16 protein-coding genes and 1 riboswitch are annotated in these 19902 nt (G+C 37.7%); of the genes, 12 read left to right on the top strand and 4 right to left on the bottom strand.

From position 1 onward, the window contains the following. Positions 1-9 precede the first annotated feature (9 nt). Positions 10-1425 carry a M20 family metallopeptidase gene (locus AC1RFD_RS09555; protein ID WP_259950872.1) on the top strand — a complete coding sequence of 472 codons (1416 nt, stop codon included), beginning with the start codon at positions 10-12 and terminating at the stop codon, positions 1423-1425. Positions 1426-1494: 69 nt separating this feature from the next. Continuing rightward, positions 1495-2460, top strand: coding sequence for a glutaminase (locus AC1RFD_RS09550; protein ID WP_103118422.1), 966 nt, complete (start codon positions 1495-1497; stop codon positions 2458-2460). Between the two features lie 33 nt (positions 2461-2493). On the opposite strand, the gene AC1RFD_RS09545 is transcribed toward AC1RFD_RS09550, so the two are convergent. After that, on the bottom strand, positions 2494-3831 hold the full coding sequence (locus tag AC1RFD_RS09545) for an amino acid permease (protein WP_048392275.1): 1338 nt from the start codon (positions 3829-3831) through the stop codon (positions 2494-2496). 152 nt (positions 3832-3983) lie between these two features. Continuing rightward, positions 3984-4060, bottom strand: a riboswitch (glycine riboswitch). Between the two features lie 524 nt (positions 4061-4584). Then, complete coding sequence (locus AC1RFD_RS09540; protein WP_004231073.1) at positions 4585-4971, bottom strand: rhodanese-like domain-containing protein; 387 nt, start codon at positions 4969-4971, stop codon at positions 4585-4587. Between the two features lie 212 nt (positions 4972-5183). Here AC1RFD_RS09540 and AC1RFD_RS09535 point away from each other — a divergent pair, with 212 nt between their 5' ends. The 3 genes from AC1RFD_RS09535 to AC1RFD_RS09525 all read left to right on the top strand — a co-directional run bounded on the left by AC1RFD_RS09535 (position 5184) and on the right by AC1RFD_RS09525 (position 9350). Further along, on the top strand, positions 5184-6014 hold the full coding sequence (locus AC1RFD_RS09535) for a lipoate--protein ligase family protein (protein ID WP_048392686.1): 831 nt from the start codon (positions 5184-5186) through the stop codon (positions 6012-6014). A gap of 200 nt (positions 6015-6214) precedes the next feature. Beyond that, positions 6215-8785: a vitamin B12-dependent ribonucleotide reductase gene (locus AC1RFD_RS09530; protein WP_048392276.1), complete on the top strand. Its 2571-nt coding sequence runs from the start codon at positions 6215-6217 to the stop codon at positions 8783-8785. A 412-nt stretch (positions 8786-9197) separates the two neighbouring features. Beyond that, positions 9198-9350 (top strand): IS3 family transposase, encoded by a 153-nt coding sequence (locus AC1RFD_RS09525; protein ID WP_387255307.1) that lies wholly within the window; start codon positions 9198-9200, stop codon positions 9348-9350. Between the two features lie 87 nt (positions 9351-9437). Here AC1RFD_RS09525 and AC1RFD_RS09520 read toward each other — a convergent pair whose 3' ends face one another. Continuing rightward, the gene (locus AC1RFD_RS09520) at positions 9438-12398 is read right to left on the bottom strand and encodes an S-layer homology domain-containing protein (RefSeq protein ID WP_492474858.1); all 2961 of its coding nucleotides are present in this window, start codon (positions 12396-12398) and stop codon (positions 9438-9440) included. A gap of 495 nt (positions 12399-12893) precedes the next feature. Here AC1RFD_RS09520 and AC1RFD_RS09515 point away from each other — a divergent pair, with 495 nt between their 5' ends. From AC1RFD_RS09515 to AC1RFD_RS09490, 6 genes are all read left to right on the top strand, one after another. Beyond that, positions 12894-13370: a hypothetical protein gene (locus tag AC1RFD_RS09515; protein ID WP_492474857.1), complete on the top strand. Its 477-nt coding sequence runs from the start codon at positions 12894-12896 to the stop codon at positions 13368-13370. Positions 13371-14501: 1131 nt separating this feature from the next. Continuing rightward, positions 14502-15428, top strand: a complete 927-nt coding sequence (locus tag AC1RFD_RS09510; RefSeq protein WP_054549156.1) for an alpha/beta hydrolase fold domain-containing protein — start codon at positions 14502-14504, stop codon at positions 15426-15428. A gap of 457 nt (positions 15429-15885) precedes the next feature. Continuing rightward, positions 15886-16326, top strand: coding sequence for a LytTR family DNA-binding domain-containing protein (locus AC1RFD_RS09505; protein ID WP_048392281.1), 441 nt, complete (start codon positions 15886-15888; stop codon positions 16324-16326). Positions 16327-16336: 10 nt separating this feature from the next. Then, positions 16337-16804, top strand: a complete 468-nt coding sequence (locus AC1RFD_RS09500) for a DUF3021 domain-containing protein (protein WP_048392282.1) — start codon at positions 16337-16339, stop codon at positions 16802-16804. Then, positions 16797-17519, top strand: coding sequence for an ABC transporter ATP-binding protein (locus tag AC1RFD_RS09495; RefSeq protein ID WP_048392283.1), 723 nt, complete (start codon positions 16797-16799; stop codon positions 17517-17519). Before AC1RFD_RS09500 ends, AC1RFD_RS09495 begins: the two co-directional genes overlap by 8 nt. Next, positions 17516-18250: an ABC transporter permease gene (locus tag AC1RFD_RS09490; protein WP_416141842.1), complete on the top strand. Its 735-nt coding sequence runs from the start codon at positions 17516-17518 to the stop codon at positions 18248-18250. Before AC1RFD_RS09495 ends, AC1RFD_RS09490 begins: the two co-directional genes overlap by 4 nt. A gap of 36 nt (positions 18251-18286) precedes the next feature. Here AC1RFD_RS09490 and AC1RFD_RS09485 read toward each other — a convergent pair whose 3' ends face one another. Further along, a complete protein-coding gene (locus AC1RFD_RS09485; protein ID WP_048392285.1) occupies positions 18287-19258 on the bottom strand; it encodes a DUF1385 domain-containing protein in 972 nt (323 codons plus the stop codon). 112 nt (positions 19259-19370) lie between these two features. On the opposite strand from AC1RFD_RS09485, the gene AC1RFD_RS09480 reads away from it, so the two are divergent. Continuing rightward, a complete protein-coding gene (locus AC1RFD_RS09480) occupies positions 19371-19796 on the top strand; it encodes a hypothetical protein (protein WP_048392286.1) in 426 nt (141 codons plus the stop codon). Positions 19797-19902 lie beyond the last annotated feature (106 nt).

Below are 19902 nucleotides of genomic sequence, written 5' to 3'. Positions count from 1 at the left end.
GGGACAAATATGAGTTATCATGAGAAAATTTCAATGTTAATTGAAGCAAAACAGCAAGCTACAGTAGCATTAAGCGATGCAATTTGGGCTGTACCCGAGCTTCATTTTCAAGAAAAGAAATCGATGGAATATATGAAACAGGCACTAGAAAAAGAGGGTTTTCAAACACAAGTCGGTGTTGCGGGTCTTGAAACAGCGCTTGTTGGAACTTATGGTTCTGGCAAGCCTGTAATTGCCTTTTTAGGTGAATATGATGCGCTTCCAGGCTTGAGTCAAAAAGGTGGGGCGACACAACATGAGCCTCTTGTGGATGGTGGAAGCGGACATGGCTGTGGTCATAACTTATTAGGTACTGGCGCATTCGCAGCTGCTGTTGCTGTAAAGGATTATTTAGAGCAAAATCATCAGTCAGCAACAATCCGTTTTTACGGTTGCCCTGCAGAGGAGAATGGATCTGGTAAAGCTTATATGGCAAAGGCTGGCCTTTTTGATGATGTTGATATCGCGATCTCTTGGCATCCAGGTACGTTTTCGACTGTGATGACGTGTAGTTCTCTAGCAAACTATGCCGCAACGTTTAAGTTTACGGGCAAAAGTGCTCATGCCGCAGCTGCACCACATCTTGGACGAAGTGCTTTAGATGCTGTTGAGCTTATGAATGTTGGGGTAAACTACTTACGAGAACACATCATTCCAGAAGCGCGTGTGCATTATGCCATTACTAATTCTGGTGGAACTTCGCCAAATGTAGTTCAACCATATGCAGAGGTAACGTATCTAGTTAGGGCACCTAAAAAGCAGCAAGTACAGGAAATTTATCAACGCGTTGAGAACATTGCAAAGGGTGCCACAATGATGACAGGGACGTCAGTGGACATCGAGTTTGAAGGTGCTGCTTCGAATCTTATTACAAATAAAACACTTTATGATGTGATGTATCAACAAATACTTGAAATTGGTATGCCAGACTATACAATAGAGGATGAACAGTATGCGCAGGCTATTTTCAATACGTTTACACCAGAAGTACAAGCAGCTTCATTAGTAGGCTTACGTAAAGAAGATGCCAAGCTATTACAAGGAAAAGTGATTGCTGATCATGTTCCAGGCATGCTACCTGAATTTATTATGGGTGGCTCTACAGATGTTGGAGATGTTAGCTGGAACGTACCAACCGTACAGTGTACAACTGTATGCATGGCATTAGGGACACCATTACATACATGGCAGGTAGTGTCTCAGGGAGTGACCCCAATAGCGCATAAAGGAATGCTACAGGCTGCTAAAATTATGGCTTGTACAGCCTTAGCGTTGCTGGATAATCCTCTATACATTGAAAAAGCGAAAAAGGAATGGCAAGAACGTCTAGATGGTGAAACATATCAATCTTTAATTCCAGAGGGAACACAGCCACCTAAGCGCTAACAGGATAGAGTCTTCATAGGAGAACTATGAAGGCTCTGTTTTTGCCTCATTTTGAAAGGAGAACGCGACATGTCAACACAACCCAATCATCAGCATCATCTTCTAGCACAGTGGGTATCACAGTATCGTGCAGCTACCAAAGAAGGGCAATGTGCTAATTATATCCCTGCTTTAGCCAAAAAAGATCCTAATCAATTAGCTGTGGCGATTGTTGGGACTGAAGGCCACGAAATCAAAGCGGGAGATACCGAAGAACTATTTACCCTTCAAAGCGTTTCCAAGGTTATTACCTTTATTTTAGCCTGTATGGATCGAGGCTTACCATATGTTTTAGAAAGAGTAGATGTTGAACCAACAGGAGATACCTTTAACTCAATTATTCGCTTAGAAAGTCATCAGCCAGGTAAACCCTTTAACCCGATGATTAATGCTGGGGCTATTACGGTATCCTCCATGTTGGCTGGTCATTCTCCACAAGAGAAGGTCACAAAGATTCTACAATTTTTAGAACAAATCATAGGCAAGCAATTGAGTATCAATGAAGAAGTATTCCAGTCAGAGTGGCAAACGGCTAATCGTAATCGAGCATTGGCCTACTACTTAATGGATTCAGGGTTTTTAGATTGTCCAGTAGAGGCGGCGCTTGAGGTTTATTTGAAGCAATGTGCAATTGAAGTCAATGTATCAGATTTAGCCATGATTGGCCTAGTTATTGCGAATGATGGCTATCACCCACTGTTAAAGAAACAGCTATTCCCAAAACAAGTGGCAAAATTAGCGAAGGCTTTGATGGTAACGTGTGGTATGTACAATGCCTCAGGGAAGTTTGCAGCATTTATTGGTCTCCCTGCCAAAAGTGGTGTATCAGGTGCGATTCTTGCGGCTGTTCCAGGACATGCAGGCCTACACTCGCCGTTTCCTACTGGCTGTGGTATCGGAATTTACGGCCCAGCGATTGATTCAATAGGAAACAGTGTTGCAGGTGTACAGTTGCTGAAACAGCTAGCAACAGAATGGGATATGACTATTTTTTAATAAGTGAAGATGATTTCAGCGCTTAGTCTGAAGTCATCTTTTTTTCATTTTATAAATAATAAATAAAACGATAAACCAAATTGGTGTTAACAGCAGTGCTGTACGCGTAGCCTCAGAAATAAACATCACTATTAATAAAAAGGCGAAAAACGCAAGCACAACGTAGTTGATAAAAGGTGTCAGTGGTGCTTTGAAGATTGAAGCTTCATGTAAAGCACGTTTTTTTCGTTTGTAGATAATGTGCGAAATGATGATAATGCTCCACACCCATATAAAACAAATTGCACTAATCGTCGTCACAACACTAAAGGCGTTCTCTGGCATCAACTTACTTAACAGAGCACCAGCTGATACAACAATAGTAGAAATAACGAGTGCATTACTTGGTACACTGTTTTTGTTGAGTTTGGCGAATGCTGGAGATGCCTGTTTATTGTTACCAAGATTATAGAGCATCCGACTTGTGGAGAATAACCCACTGTTACCTGCTGAAGCCGCTGAAGTAAGCACAACAAAATTTATAATACCAGCAGCAATCGGTATACCTGCTAATGTAAACACTTGGACAAAGGGGCTGCTTGAAGCAGACATCTCATACCATGGGTTAATACATAAAATGACAAATAATGCCCCTACATAGAAAAGTAAAATGCGAAATGGAATTTTATTAATGGCAGAAGGAATATTTTTTTGAGGATCTGCTGTTTCAGCTGCTGAAACCCCCACTAATTCCACACCAACAAATGCAAAGACAACCATTTGGAAGGCCATTAAAAAGCCGTATATTCCATTTGGGAACATGCCTCCATGTGCCCACAGGTTTTCAACTGATACTGTTCCTGAGCTAGTTTGGAAGCCAGTTACTAGCATAATAAGACCAATAATAATAAGTGCTACAATTGTAATAACTTTAATAATAGCGAACCAAAATTCTAGCTCACCAAAAAGCTTAACAGTTAATAGATTTAGTAGTAATAACAATACGAGGCAACCAATGGCTGGCACCCATTGTGGGATATCAAACCAATATTGTGTATAAACCCCCACCGCAATAATGTCTGCCATCGCCGTCATAATCCAACAGAACCAGTATGTCCAACCTGTGATATAACCTGCCCAAGGCCCTATGTATTCGGATGCGAAATCCGTAAATGAAGTGTAGCCTGCATTGGATAGTAACAATTCACCTAAGGCACGCATCACAAAAAATAGCGCTGTCCCTACAATTAAGTAGGCTAGGATGATCGAAGGCCCTGCTAAGGCAATAGCTTTTCCAGAGCCTAAAAATAAACCAGTCCCAATTGTTCCACCAATGGCAATAAGCTGTACATGGCGATTTTTTAAATCTCGTTTTAATTGTTGCTGTTCCACGTTAATCCCCCTCAAAGATGCATAAAAAACTATGACTGGAAAAATAAAAAGAGACTAGTTGTGACACTAGTCTCGGAAAAACGTCAGAATAACAAATACCATTTATTCGCAGATGTCTACATGAAATGGTGTAGCATCGCTTATAAAAGCTGTATTACTCCTCTGTCCTTTTGCCTGAGATAGTGAACCCTTCGGCGACGCAATGTGCGCTCTCTCCAGAACTGCTCCTGCTATAGTTTGATCCATAGCATTCATAGCTTATTAACTTGATAATCAATTATTATTGTAAGATATTATACATCCTAACAGTGCTTCTAAAATTATTCAACAATAAATTTTAACTATTTTCAGAAAAATAGAAGAATAGGGTTCGTAACTGGCATATCTCTAACGAAAAATAGTATTTTTGGTCATACAAAGTGTTTCGTGAAGGAGTTTTTAAATATGAGGTGGTTTATTGGAAGATTGCTCAACGTAGCTTTCGAAGTGCTCAAACATAAGTGAAAACCGCTCCAAAAAGACATCAAAGCGCTCATTTTTATGAGGATCCGACTCAAGTAGCGAACTCGTTCAAAGTAGATTTTGTATCAAATAAGGGGACTATAATGCGTTTTGTTGCTTTACTTTTTTATTTTAATGACATGAAGCTCGTACAGCATCATTTGAAATAGATATAATATAGTAGAAACTCTGAATTTTTTAAAAAAGAAGCCGTCTCATAGTACTTTGAGACGACTTTTTTTGATGAGAGCATTAATATTTTTTTGCTTTTATTTTACCTGTCCAAGTTTTGAAACCACCTTGAAGTTGGTAAATTTGGTTGTACCCACGTTTTTTAAGAAATAGTGCAGCACGTGAGCTACGGCCTGTATTTTGACAGTATAGATATACTGGTAAATCTGGGCGGATTTCTTTATAACGTTGACGTAGTGTTGTCGAAGGCACATTTCGTGCACCAAGAATGTGACCAGCATCAAATTCTTTTTGCTCACGAACATCGATCAGCTGGGCTTTACGATAGCCTTCTATGAATTGCTCTTGTGTTAGGTTGGTTACGGCTTTTTTGAGTCGTAGTGCATTAATTCCGATATATGCAATTGTGACTACTAAAACGACACCGATTGTGATAAGTATGTCCAAGATTTTCTTACCCCTTTCTATCTTCTCTATTATTATAAAAGATGCGCTAGCGATAGTCCAATGAGTTTGATAAAATTAACTAGGTTGTAGCGAATTCGCTTTTTTCGTTACACAAGCAATCGTTCGCAAGTTGAACTGTAGTATAATATTCGTTAAAGTTGACCCACAGGTGGGGCCTGATGGATCATTTTATATTTGTAGGAGATGAGCATATGACAACTTGGTATTTTTTAAATTCAGGGAAATGTAGTCCTTCTTTTAATATGGCACTAGATGAAGCCTTACTTGATTGGCATAGTGAGGGGTTAATTCCACCAGTAATTCGTTTCTACGAGTGGGAGCCTGCGACATTATCCATTGGTTATTTTCAACAAGCTAAGAGAGATATTAATTTAGATGCTGTGCGTGAACAAGGCTTAGGTTTTGTACGTCGACCAACTGGTGGACGAGCTGTCCTACATGAACATGAGCTAACTTATAGTGTCATTGTGACGGAAAGCTATCCGAATATGCCAGAATCTGTGACAGAGGCATATCGTGTGTTAAGTGAGGGAATTTTGCAAGGTTTCCATAACCTAGGTATGGATGCCTATTTTAGTGTACCTGATACAGAGGAGAAAAGAGCGGACCTGAAGAGTCCAAAAAGTGCTGTTTGCTTTGATGCACCAAGTTGGTATGAACTTGTCGTAGAAGGGAAAAAAATAGCTGGAAGTGCTCAAACACGTCAAAAGGGTGTCATTTTACAGCATGGCGCCATTTTATTAGATTTGGATCAAGAGAAATTATTATCCGTATTTAATTTCTCCAGTGAAGAAGCGAAGAATCGTATGCGTAGAAAGCTACCAGAAAAGGCTGTTGCCATCAACAGTCTTGTAAAAGAGCCAGTGACAGTTGAACAATGTGTGACAGCTTTTAGAGATGGCTTTGCAAAATCGTTGCAAATTGAATTAAAACCATTTACACTTTCTGAGGAGCAATTAGAATATGTCCAAGCTTTAGAAGAAAAAAAATATGCTTCAGATGAGTGGAACTTTAAAAAGTAAAAAATGGTATGAAAAAAATATTTTTTAACGTTCAATCCTAGTCATAACAAGTAGTTCTGAATCTATTAAAAAAAGCAAGAGTTGAATTAAAAAACTATATATAGTATCTTTTTTAAAGACATATACACAATATGTAGTGTTTAACGACACAAGATATTGTGTATTTATTTTGTAATGAAGAAAACAAGGGAGGCTAAACGATGGTACTCACAAATCATCAACCCGAAGTAAACAATCAATTTGAACAGTTAAACAAAGATATTGAACAATTCCCGCAGGTACACCCCGTAACATCTGATATGCATATTACACACAAAGGTGTATCAAGACTTGTCATGATCGATCGCTATTCGTTTAAAGACACAGAAAAGAAAACATTGAAAGCCGGCGACTTTGTTGTATTAACGGTAAAAGCTGATCCGAAATTTCCTGCACGTGGTTTAGGGACAATTCAAAAATTGGACATGTCTACAAAAACAGCAGAGATTTTAATTGAAGAGGATTATCGTAGCGCATTAGACGATCCACAAGAGCAAGAAACGGGTGTGATTACGCGTTCAATTGACGTGTTAGAAAAGCCTCTTGAGATATTTTATGAACAGATTGCAAAACGAAACGCAACAGGCCTTGCTGCTGTTGAAAAAACACCAGAAAAACGCCAAGAATGGTTTGAAAAATTTTATGAGCAATTAGTATCCTTGAAATTCATTCCAGCTGGACGAGTGATTTATGGAGCTGGATCTGAAACTGATGTAACCTTCTTTAACTGTTACGTGATGCCATTTGTCGCTGACTCTCGTGAAGGTATCAGTGATCACCGTAAGCAAGTTATGGAGATTATGAGCCGTGGTGGAGGTGTTGGAACAAATGGTTCAACATTACGCCCACGCAACACATTAGCTCGTGGTGTAAACGGTAAATCATCTGGTTCTGTCTCCTGGTTAGATGACATTGCTAAATTGACACATCTAGTGGAGCAAGGTGGATCACGTCGTGGCGCACAAATGATTATGCTAGCAGATTGGCATCCAGATATTGTGGAGTTTATTATTTCCAAAATGCAAAATCCACGTATTCTGCGTTACCTGATCGAAAATACAACGGATGAAACAATTATCCGTCTAGCCAAAGAAAAATTAAACTTCAAGCCACTTTCTATGCAAGAAGAAGCGATGTATCAAGGCATCGTGAATTATAAAAACATTGAAGGCTTAGGTGGATTTGATACAGCTATCATTCGTGAGGCTGAAAATAAATTACGTGATGGCGGCACGTACACTGTTCATAACCCAGAGTTTTTAACAGGTGCCAACATTTCTGTGACATTAACAAAAGAATTTATGGAAGCAGTTGAAAAAGATGCTGACTTCGAGCTTCGTTTCCCAGCCGTTGAAGAATATACAAAGGAAGAAATGAGCGTTTACAACACGAAATGGCATGAAGTTGGTGATGTTCGTGAATGGGAGAAAATGGGCTATAAAGTCCGCACATACCGTACAATTAAAGCAAAAGAGTTATGGAATTTAATTAATGTATGTGCAACATACTCGGCAGAGCCAGGTATTTTCTTCATTGACAACGCCAATGACATGACAAATGCAAAGGCATACGGTCAAAGTGTTGTAGCGACGAACCCATGTGGTGAGCAACCACTTGCACCATATTCTGTGTGTAACTTAGCTGCTGTGAATTTAGCACAGTTTGCGAATAAAGAAAATCAATCAGTTGATTACGAAGCACTACGTGAAACAGTTCGTGTTGGTGTTCGTATGCAGGATAATGTGATTGATGCGACACCTTACTTCTTAGAAGAAAACCGTGTACAAGCTCTTGGTGAACGTCGTGTCGGATTAGGTGTTATGGGCTTAGCCGATTTGCTGATTTACTGTGAAAAAGAATACGGTTCAGAAGCAGGTAATGCGTTAGTCGATGAAATCTTTAAAACAATCGCTGAAACTGCGTATGAGGCGTCTACAGAGCTTGCGAAAGAGCGTGGTAGCTTCCCATTCTTAGTAGGTGCTACAGACGAAGAAACAGCTCGTTTACGTAAAGCCTTTACAGAGACAGGCTTTATGCAAAAAATGCCTGCTCATATCAAAGAGCAAATTTTAGCGACTGGAATCCGTAACTCACATTTATTAACGGTGGCACCAACAGGGTCAACAGGAACAATGGTAGGGGTAGCAACAGGTCTTGAGCCATACTTCTCCTTCACGTACTATCGTTCTGGTCGTCTAGGTAAATTCATTGAAGTAAAAGCTGAAATTGTCCAAGAATATTTGAACCGTCATCCAGAAGTAAATGAGCAAGAGCTTCCAGAATGGTTCGTTACAGCAATGGAGCTAAAACCAGAAGCGCATGCGGATGTGCAATGTATTATTCAAAAATGGATCGATTCATCTATTTCTAAAACTGTAAACGCACCAAAAGGCTATACAGTACAGCAAGTTGAAAAAGTGTACGAGCGACTATATAAAGGTGGCGCTAAGGGTGGTACGGTCTATGTTGACGGTAGCCGTGATTCACAAGTACTTACACTAAAAGCAGAAGAAAATGATATGGATCAACTTTCATTTGAAGAGGAATTGGTTGAAGAACATACAAAACGTCCAGTCGTATTAGTAGATACGATTCAAGCGTTAGAGTCAACAACTGTTATTGGCTCAGACGTTGGGAATACATGCCCAGTATGCCGTAAAGGCACAGTCGAAGAAATGGGCGGCTGTAATACATGTACAAACTGTGGCGCACAGTTGAAATGCGGTCTGTAATTAATATTTTAAATTAATTTGTTGTGGCTTTGAAATAAAGTTGCGATCTATATAATGGCAATGAAATACCTCTTTAGATATTTTATCTAGAGGGGTATTTTTCATGTCTAACACAAACAGAACATCTAAAATTATAATTGGCTGTATAACAAGAAGAATTTTTTGAGGTGCAAATTACTTCAATTAGGCGACTCTTGTTGAGTTGTAGGGGAATGTTAGTACAATAAAAAGAAGTGTTGTTAGATACATTAAATAAACTAAATGAAATGATTTTGTGCAGCAATTCATTCAAGCCAGGGGTGGCACTATCAACATCATTGGTGATAACATTCAAGCAAAATAAGATTTTCCTAAGCATGTCTGTAAAGCAACGTGTGCAGACAATGCGGCCATGGAGAACTTCTTTGGCTAAATGTATTACAGAGAAGAATTGATCTCCGACGAAGCGTTTAAGAAGAAAATAGAAAAGTATATCGATTACTATAATAATGATCGAATTAAACAAAAATTGGCCGGCATGAGTTCAGTAAAATACCGAACTTATGCCAGCCAATTAGCTGCATAAATAAAACTCTAACTTTAAGGGGTCACTACCAATACAAGCGATCTAACATTTTTCTTTTTTGTCTCAGCCTCTTGTATTTGGCTTTTTCTATTCTGAAAGCTGTTCTTTTCCAACTGTATCTTTTATATAAGAGTGAGAGTTTGCGGCTTCTTCAATTTCCTTGAATGCCCAATGTGTTGCTTTGACATCTGGGAAGCTTGGTTTTGTCACACCGTTTAATGGACCACGTTCAAACATGCGGTTCATCATTACGACTACTTGTGCACGTGTTAAAGCAACATTTGGTGCAAAGCTTCCATTCTCAAGGCCATTGATGAGGCCTGCAGTACGGTTTGCTTCAATAATCCACTGTGCCCAATGGCCTTCAGTATCCTTGAACGTAATTGCCACACCTTCTTCAACATAAAGCTGTTTATAGTTGGCTACGACTGCCGCCATTTCAGCACGTGTGATGTTGGCATTTGTATGGAAGTTACCATTGTTATCACCATTCATAATGCCCTGTTCTTTTACAAAGGCAATTGCTCCTGCAGCACTATGGTTTTTGGCTACATCTTTAAACGGTGCTTTCTTTAATGCTTGTCCTTCTGTATAGCCTAAAATACGAGCCATCATGATCGCTACTTGTGCGCGTGTAACATTCTTATCAGGACCAAATGTGCCGTTGGGGAATCCTTTAATATAAGCTTCATGCTCGCTTACCTCTGGCTTTTCAAATTGAATAATGGTAAACGTACTAAATTTATCTACAGTGAAGCGTAGACCAAGCTCACCCTTTGCCATTGTGACGACTTTAGGAAAGACCACTTTTTTCTCACCATCTGAGTGTTCAATAAAGACGGCTAGTTGCTCTAAGAATCTTTGACGTGCTACTGCTTCTGTTGGTACCTTTACATCTCTTAGTGGTAGTGTTACTTGTACTGGACGACTTGGCATATTCGTTTCTATTGTCATTGGACGAGCTACCACACCCCAATCGTTACTTTGTAGTGTCTCTCGGACAACTTTTTCTACTTTAGCGCGTTCTTCAATCGCTTGACGCTCGCTTTCTTTCTTTACTGGTACTAAACGGAAGTAGAAGTTATCGTCAAGGCCTTCCATTGAGCTTTGTGGAATTGCAATATGACCATTTACTGTTGAAATTTCTAGTGATAAACCATTGTCACGTAATGTTTGTAGAGATTGCTTTGGTATTTCTACTGTTACTTTATCCACTTCATCATTCACATCAGGAATGACGATACGTGCAATGTTATTGCCAATTTGTTTTGCTTTTTCTACAGTTTCTAATGCTTGCGATGGTGTGAAGTTGACGAAGTCTGTCATTTCACCATTGGCATGTTTAGTGCGTTCAATTTCCACTGTTGTTTTTTCAAGTGGATGGTTACCATCAATTTCTAATGCTACTTGGATTTTCGTTGTTGTCGAGCTTGGATTAGTTGTTGCAGGGATAGAATTTGGCGTCCATGTATCACCATTGCTACTTGATTTTTGAACCGTAAAATTAATTTTATATGTTTTTGTTGTAAATCCATCTTCTGCTGTGACAACAATTGTTGTTGTACCTGGTAAACTTGTTGCATTCGTCACGACTGCACTCGCTTTATCCTTATCTGCGACAGTCGGAATTACCTTAGGAACCATAGTAGTGTATGACGGTAATTCGACATTGTATATTTCTTTTTGAGATTCGAACTCTGCTACAGTTGAGGCGTTAACAGTTAGATTACTTAATGTTGCATTATTGCTTAAAGTTGGTGTTAAATTTTTAACCGTAAAATTAATTCTATATGTTTTTGTTGTAAACCCATCTTCTGCTGTGACAACAATTGTTGTTGTGCCTGGTAAACTTGTTGCATTTGTCACAACAGCATTCGCTTTATCCTTATCTGCAACAGTTGCCATTACACCTGGAACCGTAGTAGTACCTGCTGGTAATTCTACGTTGTATATTTCCCTTTCAGATTCAAACTCTGCTACAGTTGAAGCATTAACTGTTAAGTCTCTTAATGTTGCATTATTGCTTACAGTTGGTGTTGAATTATTTTCAACATCCTCTAAAGTCTGTTCAATATTGCTATCTAAACTATAAAAATACTCAACTGTTTTAGCTTCACCAGGTTTCATGTTACCAACAGCAAAAGTTAAACCAATCCATGAATCATAAGTTGTTTCAGCTACTTTACCGTCATCATTAAATGCAGTTGGATCAAATGGATTGGAACTATTAATGGATGCGCGTGATTTTGAATCTGTAGACATCAAAATCAATGCATTTCCAGTAATAGGACCCTTCGATAATACAACAGATTTAGCATCATGCGGATAGTTAAATGGAACCGAATTGATAGTATCAAATATAAGATTCTTATCCGCATCAATATCAGGATCTACAGAACGCATATAACGTACATCTAAAAGTTCTCTATCTGTCATATTCGTCATTTTAACTGTAGCTTTAAAAAATTTATCATTTGCTTTAAATGAAACAGTTTGTTCTATTTTTAATGCACCATCAGACGTTACCCCACTCGTTTTTGCTACTAAATTATCTTCTGTCGATAAATCTTCATTAGTGCTCATTAGAATCTCCATAGATCCTAAAGCATTTGCATTTAAAAATACTTTTGTGCTATCATCACTTTCTTTATAACCAACATAAAATCCTTCGTATGGGCTTCCTGGTAAGAAATAATCGCCACTGTTCATTGCTTCCCCACTATCAAACCCATCAGAATCCACTGTAAATCCTAAATTTTGACGTCCAGTAGGATGGAAATCTATTGGGGCTGCACTTTCCGTTCCAAACGAACCACCTTTTGAAATCCCCATCTCAATGTATTTTCCTCCAAGGAAGATATCATCACCAACTTTTTCATGTCTCGCATAGGAAACATTTTCCGGAACTATCAACTCTTCAGGTTGAGATTCTTCCGGCGCTATCGGCTCTTCAATTTGTGATGCTTCTGCTCCTACAGAACTTATAGGAAACAAGCTAAGTAATAACATACAAATTGTCATTATCAATAATTCTTTGCTTTTTTTCATAACTTTTTCTCCTTTCCGAATAGGATAATGCCTCGTTTTATATTTTTTTATAATGAGGATTCATTAACAAAGTTATTATAAATAAACAAACTCTCAAATAACTCTCAAAAAAATAATGAATTTTCCTATTTAGATAGAAGAGTTTTACAAGTCTTTAATAAATACATTTAATCCATACTTATATTTGAATATGTAATCTTTTTGTGTTATTCAATAATTTATCAGATTTTTATCAGTTATTTTAAACATGCTCCTAAATTTTGCCCTTTGTTTTTAAATGAGCAGTTTTACAATTATTAAAACAATCATGACTACTCCTTGTTTTTTTTTTTTGAGGGAATAGAGAGAGCCTATCATCTAGCTAGATTTGTAGAACGAGATGATTTTTTTGGATATTTATGTTAAATCCACTATAATGTATGTGGAGCAGGTTAGTTTATTGATTTGCTTAGAATATTTTGAGTTTCATTTATTAAAGCTTAAGGAGACAAGCATATGACGTTATATTCTGTCCTAGTGGCGAACAGTGCTTTACAAACAGTTGATTGTACAGGAATTGCTGAAATAACAGTAAGAGAATTAAAAAAATTATATCCAATTACAGAGAGTACACCAACACAGTCGTGGCATTTGATGGATGATGATGCACGAGTTTTACATGCAGCAGATGAATCAGATTTTGAAAATTTGAATATATTTGAATGGAATAATCCACCTTATGACTTAGGGCTTTATAATGAAAAATCCTTTGTATACGGCATCGAGGGAAATTGGGGTCCTCAATTTTTAGAAGATTTTTTAAGTTATTTGAAGGAACATATACAACCAGAGCAAGGTGCTGAATTAATTAGGTTTTGGGCAGGGGATTATGATAAAAAACTAAAAATCCGTCGTATTACGATGGATGACCTTGAATTGCATCACCTTGAAAGCTTAAAGAACGAGGAATACATACGTGTCGCTTTTGTATAGCTACCTCTGAATGATGGAACTCCACATAATAAAAAGCAAAAACATAAAGCAATAGATGAAAAGGCAAATCAAGCCCTATTTCCAAATTTAGAAGATGAGGTAGAAATTTTATCAAAAGAAGAAGATGAATTATTTCAGGAAAATTAATCTTAACTATCTACATGTTAGCAAGACAAAATTGATTAGCCCCATTCATAGAGTGGAAGAGGTTAGAAAATGGGATAGGTATAGTTACTCGCCATTATCAAATCCACCTCCATTAATATAGCGGTAGTTTGGAGGGGATAGATACCCAATCGAAAGCTGTCATTTTGTTTCAAAACGGCAGCTTTCTTAGTGTTGAAAAATAAAACAGTCAATTGAAAGGTAGAAATGGATTTCCGTTGCAAGCTACTTGCTTTCCTGTGGGCGACCGCCAAGCCGCTTCCTCCGCTACCGCTCCGTTTAGTGGCTCGCCTGTCTCTCTATCCCACGGGAGTCAAGTAGCCTTCCACTCCAACCCACCAAAGTGTTACCTTTTTATAGAAAGTTTTTTAGTAAATTGAAGGTGTTCACTACTCTTTATGAAATGGTGTTGTCAAGCATCACATCTCCACATTGAAATAACCCTCTAAGAATATAGATAATGGGCGATTTGATCGCTCCACTACTATGAAAAAAGTAAAGACATTTTGCAGAATAATTGATTGGAGTGGAGCCAGCGTCACTCCTAGGGGATTTAGCGTCACAGATGAGACCCTAGAGCGAACGTAAGTGAGTGAAGCGGCTCATCGGACGCCCCCTGGAAAGGACGCTGGCGGAACGGAAATCAACCTCTCACCTTGCAAAGTTACTTTTTCTGCTGTTGACATCATCTTTTTTCAACAACAAAGCTGTCATTTTGTTTCAAAATGGCAGCTTTTTATATACAGCACAATCAATGCTCTTTACATTTAGGGATTACATCAGGAAGGTCTTTTTATTTGATGATAGATTTTAGAAGGAGTATTCTTCAAAATATGGAATTAAAATAAAGTTCGCTAAAAAGATGCATTTTACCATCGTCGAGACTCAGTTTTAGTGGTTTGGCACATCACTTTATTAATCATTACATGTTTGGAAACAGAATGAACAATAAAAGGAGAGAAAAACATGAGTATAGAAATTTTTAATGGAGAACGATCTGTAGAGAGTGTGCAATTTGAAAAATTATTGTTTTCACAAAGTAATAAAAAGAGCTTTTCTAGTATTGAAAATGCTCAACAATTTATTAAGCAAAGAGGAACAGAAAATATTCACCCCTATGTGATTGGGGAGGATGTCAATCTTTTAAGCGCTTTGAAGGAGCAAACATTCGAGGATATGCAGGTTTTTATTTTAAATGACCAAAAGTCTTCATCACAAATGGTGATTCTTTATATTCATGGTGGAGCTTGGACGAATCAACCTTTAAATTTACACTGGTTGTTCATGGATAAAATGGCACAAGCCTTAAATGCAAAAGTTATTGCGCCTATCTATCCAAAAGTCCCTCATTTTAGCTATCAAGATACGTACCCAAAGATGCTCAGCTTATATAAAGAGATTCTAGCATCTATTGAAAGCTCCAATCAATTAACCATTATAGGAGATTCAGCAGGTGGAAATATAGCACTTGGTCTAATTCAACTGTTGAAGCGAGACGGTCTGCCTCAACCACAAGATATTATTTTATTGTCGGCATGTGTTGATATGAGTTTAGAAAATCCACTTATTCAGGAATATGAAGAAAACGATCCCATGTTAGCTAGTGAAGGAATGGAAGTCATAACAAAAATATGGGCAGCTGATAAAGCTCTAAAGGATCCAATAATTAGTCCAATTTATGGCGATTTTCAAGGAGTTGGCAAGATAACTCATTTTATTGGGTCCCACGAAAGCTTATATCCAGATGCAATACAGTTTGATGAAAAGCTAACAGAACAAGGCGTTGCAATCAATACCTTTGTTTATCCTAAGATGAATCATGTGTTTGTTGTGATGCCGATCCCTGAGGCAGTGGATGCGCAACAGAAGATTATCAATATCCTAAGTAAATAATTCACAGAAAAACGTGTTTTGAGCCATTCAAAATACGTTTTTTTCTATATACATTTTTAGCAAGGTTTATTTATTTGTAGATGTTTGAAAAATAAAATTTGTGAATTGCAGAAATCGCAGAAGGATTTGTCAAAATTAGTTGGTGTCTCAAAACAATCAATCACTGCAATTGATTTGGGAAAATTTAATCAATCATTAGAGCTTACCTCCAATATTTTAAAAGCTCCTGAATATGATGGGTGTTTTTTTACAGCCCTACTAGTAAGTAAAAAAAGATTCTAAGTAAGCTAAATTGTACGTTTAACCCCTTTGGATAGGCCTATTTAAAGGGTGTTTTTATTGTTCGCCAGAATCTTTGAGATTACCACTTATTCCTTGATAACGACCAGTTGTCGATAATCCATTTACAACATGTATGGAAAAATTTATAGTGAGGCGTAGAAAGGACAGTGATCATATGAAGGTGGAAATATCGATTGACCCTACATATAAAGAACCCAAAGTAATCATTCTCACAGATAAAATGACTGATGACATTGAGCATCTTATGCAAATTATTACTACGACAGCAGAAAGCACTTTATTAGCTTTCTCCCATAAAGGCGTTGAATTGATCGATAGTAAGGAGATCGTGCGTATTTATACAGAGCAAAAAAAGGTTTGTGTCCAGAGCATTCACGGTGTTTATACGGTACGTTTGCGTCTTTATGAGCTGGAGGAAAAGCTCAATCCTCAAATGTTTCTCCGTATTTCAAATGCTGAAATAGTCAATCGCTACATGATCAAGCATATGGACATTAGTAGAACAGGTACAATCGGAGTTGAATTGAAGAATGGCACGAAAACATACGCTTCTAGGCGTTATGTAAGCAAAATTAAGAAGCAATTAGGAATCTGAGGTGATAAATATGCGAAAAGACATTTTAACACGTATTATTGGTGGATTTTTGATAGGTATAGTAATGGGACAAATTGTGCAATTCTTTGTATCAATGGGCATAGGGCAAGGAAAATATGTTTGGGTGGTACCAGAATTTCGTGCTTACTTTACAGATGAAATAAGTGCAATAATTACTCAAATTCTATTAACGGGTGTTATTGGCATTACCTTTGCTCTTGCTGCACTTATTTTTGAAATGGCTAGCTGGGGAATGTTGAAGCAATATTTCGTCCACTTTTTCATAACGGCAATGATTTGGATACCGATTGTAACGCTACTATGGATGCCAAAAACGATGGCTAATATTTTTTCTCTCGTAGCCAGCTTTCTTGGAACTTATATTGTGACATGGGTTTTACAATATAGATTTTCACAACGTGACATAGAAAAAATTAATGCGATTCTTACCAATCGAGGTGAAGAGCAGGATGATTAACATAAGAGATTTAACAAAGCTTTATAAAGAGCGTGTAGTCGTTAATCAATTAAATTTACAAATCCATCAAGGTGAACTTTTCGCTCTTTTAGGACAAAATGGTGCTGGCAAAACAACCACAATCAAAATGTTGTGTGGGCTCCTTTCACCTACAGAGGGGGATGCCACAATAGATGGAAAAAGCATTGTGCAAAATACACAGGCTGTAAAACAAGTTATTAATATTTCTCCTCAAGAAACGGCCATTGCGCCTAATTTAACGGTATATGAAAATCTATTATTATTCAGTCAGATTTATGGCTACGAAAAAGAAAAAGCACAACAACAAGTATATGACAAAATGGCCTTATTCGGACTGACTCCACATCAGCATGACAAGGCTAAGACACTATCTGGCGGCTACCAGCGTCGTTTAAGTGTAGCAATGGCTTTAATGTCAAACCCAAAGGTATTGTTCCTCGATGAACCGACTTTAGGGATGGACATACGGGCAAGGAATGATGTATGGAACATATTGAAGCACTTAAAAGGACATGTCACGATTATTTTGACCTCCCATTATTTGGAGGAGATAGAGGCTTTAGCTGATCGTGTAGGAATTATGCATCATGGGCAAATATGTGCACTAGGCACGATCCAACAATTGATCAGTGAAACAGGCAAGCATTCTTTAGAAGAGGTATTCTTGGAAAAAACAGAGGAGGCGTTATTGTGAGGGTAGCTGCGTTTGCAACAAGGAATCATAAAGAGATTGTCCGTGATCCAATCACTTTATTATTTGGTATAGGCTTACCAATTCTTTTATTGGGCTTATTTTCTGTTATGCAAAAAAATATGCCATTTGCTTTATATGAAATGAATAACCTAACACCGGGCGTCATTGTATTTAGTTTTTCTTTTCTCACACTGTTTTCAGGAATGTTACTAGGAAAAGATAAAAGTTCATCCTTTTTAATGAGGATTTTTGTTTCTCCTTTGTCTGCCGCTGATTACATTTTAGGGTATATGATACCTTTACTACCAATAGCTCTGCTACAAATTTTTGTTTGTTTAGCTACCGCCATGTTTTTAGGGTTGCCATTTAATAAGTCTATCCTCTTTATGATTCTTGCACTTCTAATAATTTCACCACTCTATATTAGTTGTGGATTATTATTTGGGACATTATTTACAGATAAGCAGGTAGGAGGGATATTTGCCATCTTTGTTAATGTGACAACTTGGTTAAGTGGAACATGGTTCGAATTAGATATGATTGGTGGACCATTCCAAAAGATTGCGCAGCTTTTACCTTTCATGCACGCAGTCAATGCAGCTAGGGCTATCTTACATGCAGAGTATGCGAATGTGTTTTATTCACTTATTGTTGTCATTGGTTATACAATAATTATGACAATTCTCGCTATCTTTATGTTTAAGCAGAAAATGCAAGGCAGTACAAAATGAAAAAAAGGCAGCTCCGACGTTGGGCTGCCTTTTTTATTAATCATGATTTAATGTCGCAGCGATTTCAGGTTGCTGCTCTACTTGGCGTAGCATATTAAAGGAAGCAATCGCTACTTCTACTTGATCGTCCTTCGGTTCACGAGTTGTTAGTAATTGGAGCCATAAGCCAGGGTAGCCAAGGAAGCGTAACACTGGAATATTACGGCAGGCATTTGTCGCTTGTAAGACTTCAAATGAGATCCCCAGAACAACAGGAATTAATAGAATACGATCTAAAATACGAAGCCACAGTGGATCTGTAGGCACAAAGAAATATAAAAACATCCCAACGAACACTGTGAATAATATGAAGCTACTGCCGCAACGATAGTGTAGGCGTGATTGAGCTTGAACATTTTTTACGGTAATGTCTAATCCAGCTTCATAGCAATTTATCACCTTGTGCTCTGCACCATGGTACTGAAATACTCGTTTAATGAGGGGTGTTAACGAGATAAAATATAAATAGGCTAGCAGTAACAATAATTTAATACCGCTTTCCAGTAAAATTTGTCCCGTTTTTCCTTCAATCCATTTTGAGAAAAAATCAGCTATAAAAACAGGAATTAATGTAAAGGCAAATTTTCCAAATAGAAAGGAAAGAATACCTACTACAGCAACGCCCAGTATCATTTGAAGTTTAGAGCCTTCTTCTTTATGATCTTCCTCTTCACCAGGTGTCACATCATAGCGATCCCCAGCAAATTGCATGTGACGAGAACCTAAGCCAGCGGATTCAATTAGCGCGACAACGCCTCGTACAAATGGGATTTTTTTAAGCTTTTGTAACAAAGGTTTTTGTACTTTTTTGAAATGATAATAATCAATGGAATCATCGTTACGACGAATGGCTGTAACAGTATGTTCCTTTCCTCCGAACATCACACCCTCTAATTGTGCTTGTCCCCCGTATACAGGTGAATTGCTCAAGGCTAACACCACTCTCTTTATATATTTCAACTGTACCATTGTACTAAATTTAGTGAAAAACCTCTACCGTTACGCATAGTAAATTTTCTATATGGCTACACTAATCGTACATTTTAGGAAATAATTAGTGTGCATAAAGGAGAGGTATAGGGTGAAAGTAGCGACAATTACAGCACTTGTCAATGCGCTTGTTTTAGCGCTGTGCTTAAAAGGTTTACATTATTTCCATCTCATTAAATGGCATCCGATAGGGTTTTATAAAAAATGGAATTGGTTTGAAGAAAGCTCCAAATTATTTCAATGGACCTTTTTTATTTTTCTACTATTTATTATCGGCTTATTTTTATACATGACTATGCGCTATGTATATATCATCCCAGCTGTTTTTTCTTCCCTTTTATTAGGTCTTTTGGTGACCATCTCATTGGAATGGATTGCTTTAGATTTACCATTACAGCTTACGTCTTTTAAAAAACTGTCGATTCCCTTTATGGTGACCGTTATTTGTTTATTACGTTTCTTGCTTGAAACCGCCAATTTCCATCAGAAGGAACATACAGCACAAAAACAAAGTTGAAGGTACAAAATATCCCCTTCGTTTAAGGGGATATTTATGGCACCACTAGTTGAAATTAGTTGCTGAATGCACGGTGTATGATAAAATAAATGGCAAGTACATAGAA

Source organism: Lysinibacillus sp. GW823-FHT02G10 (assembly GCF_058797135.1).
Note: the sequence above shows the minus strand (reverse complement) of the source record. Positions and strands in the feature narration are given on the sequence as shown.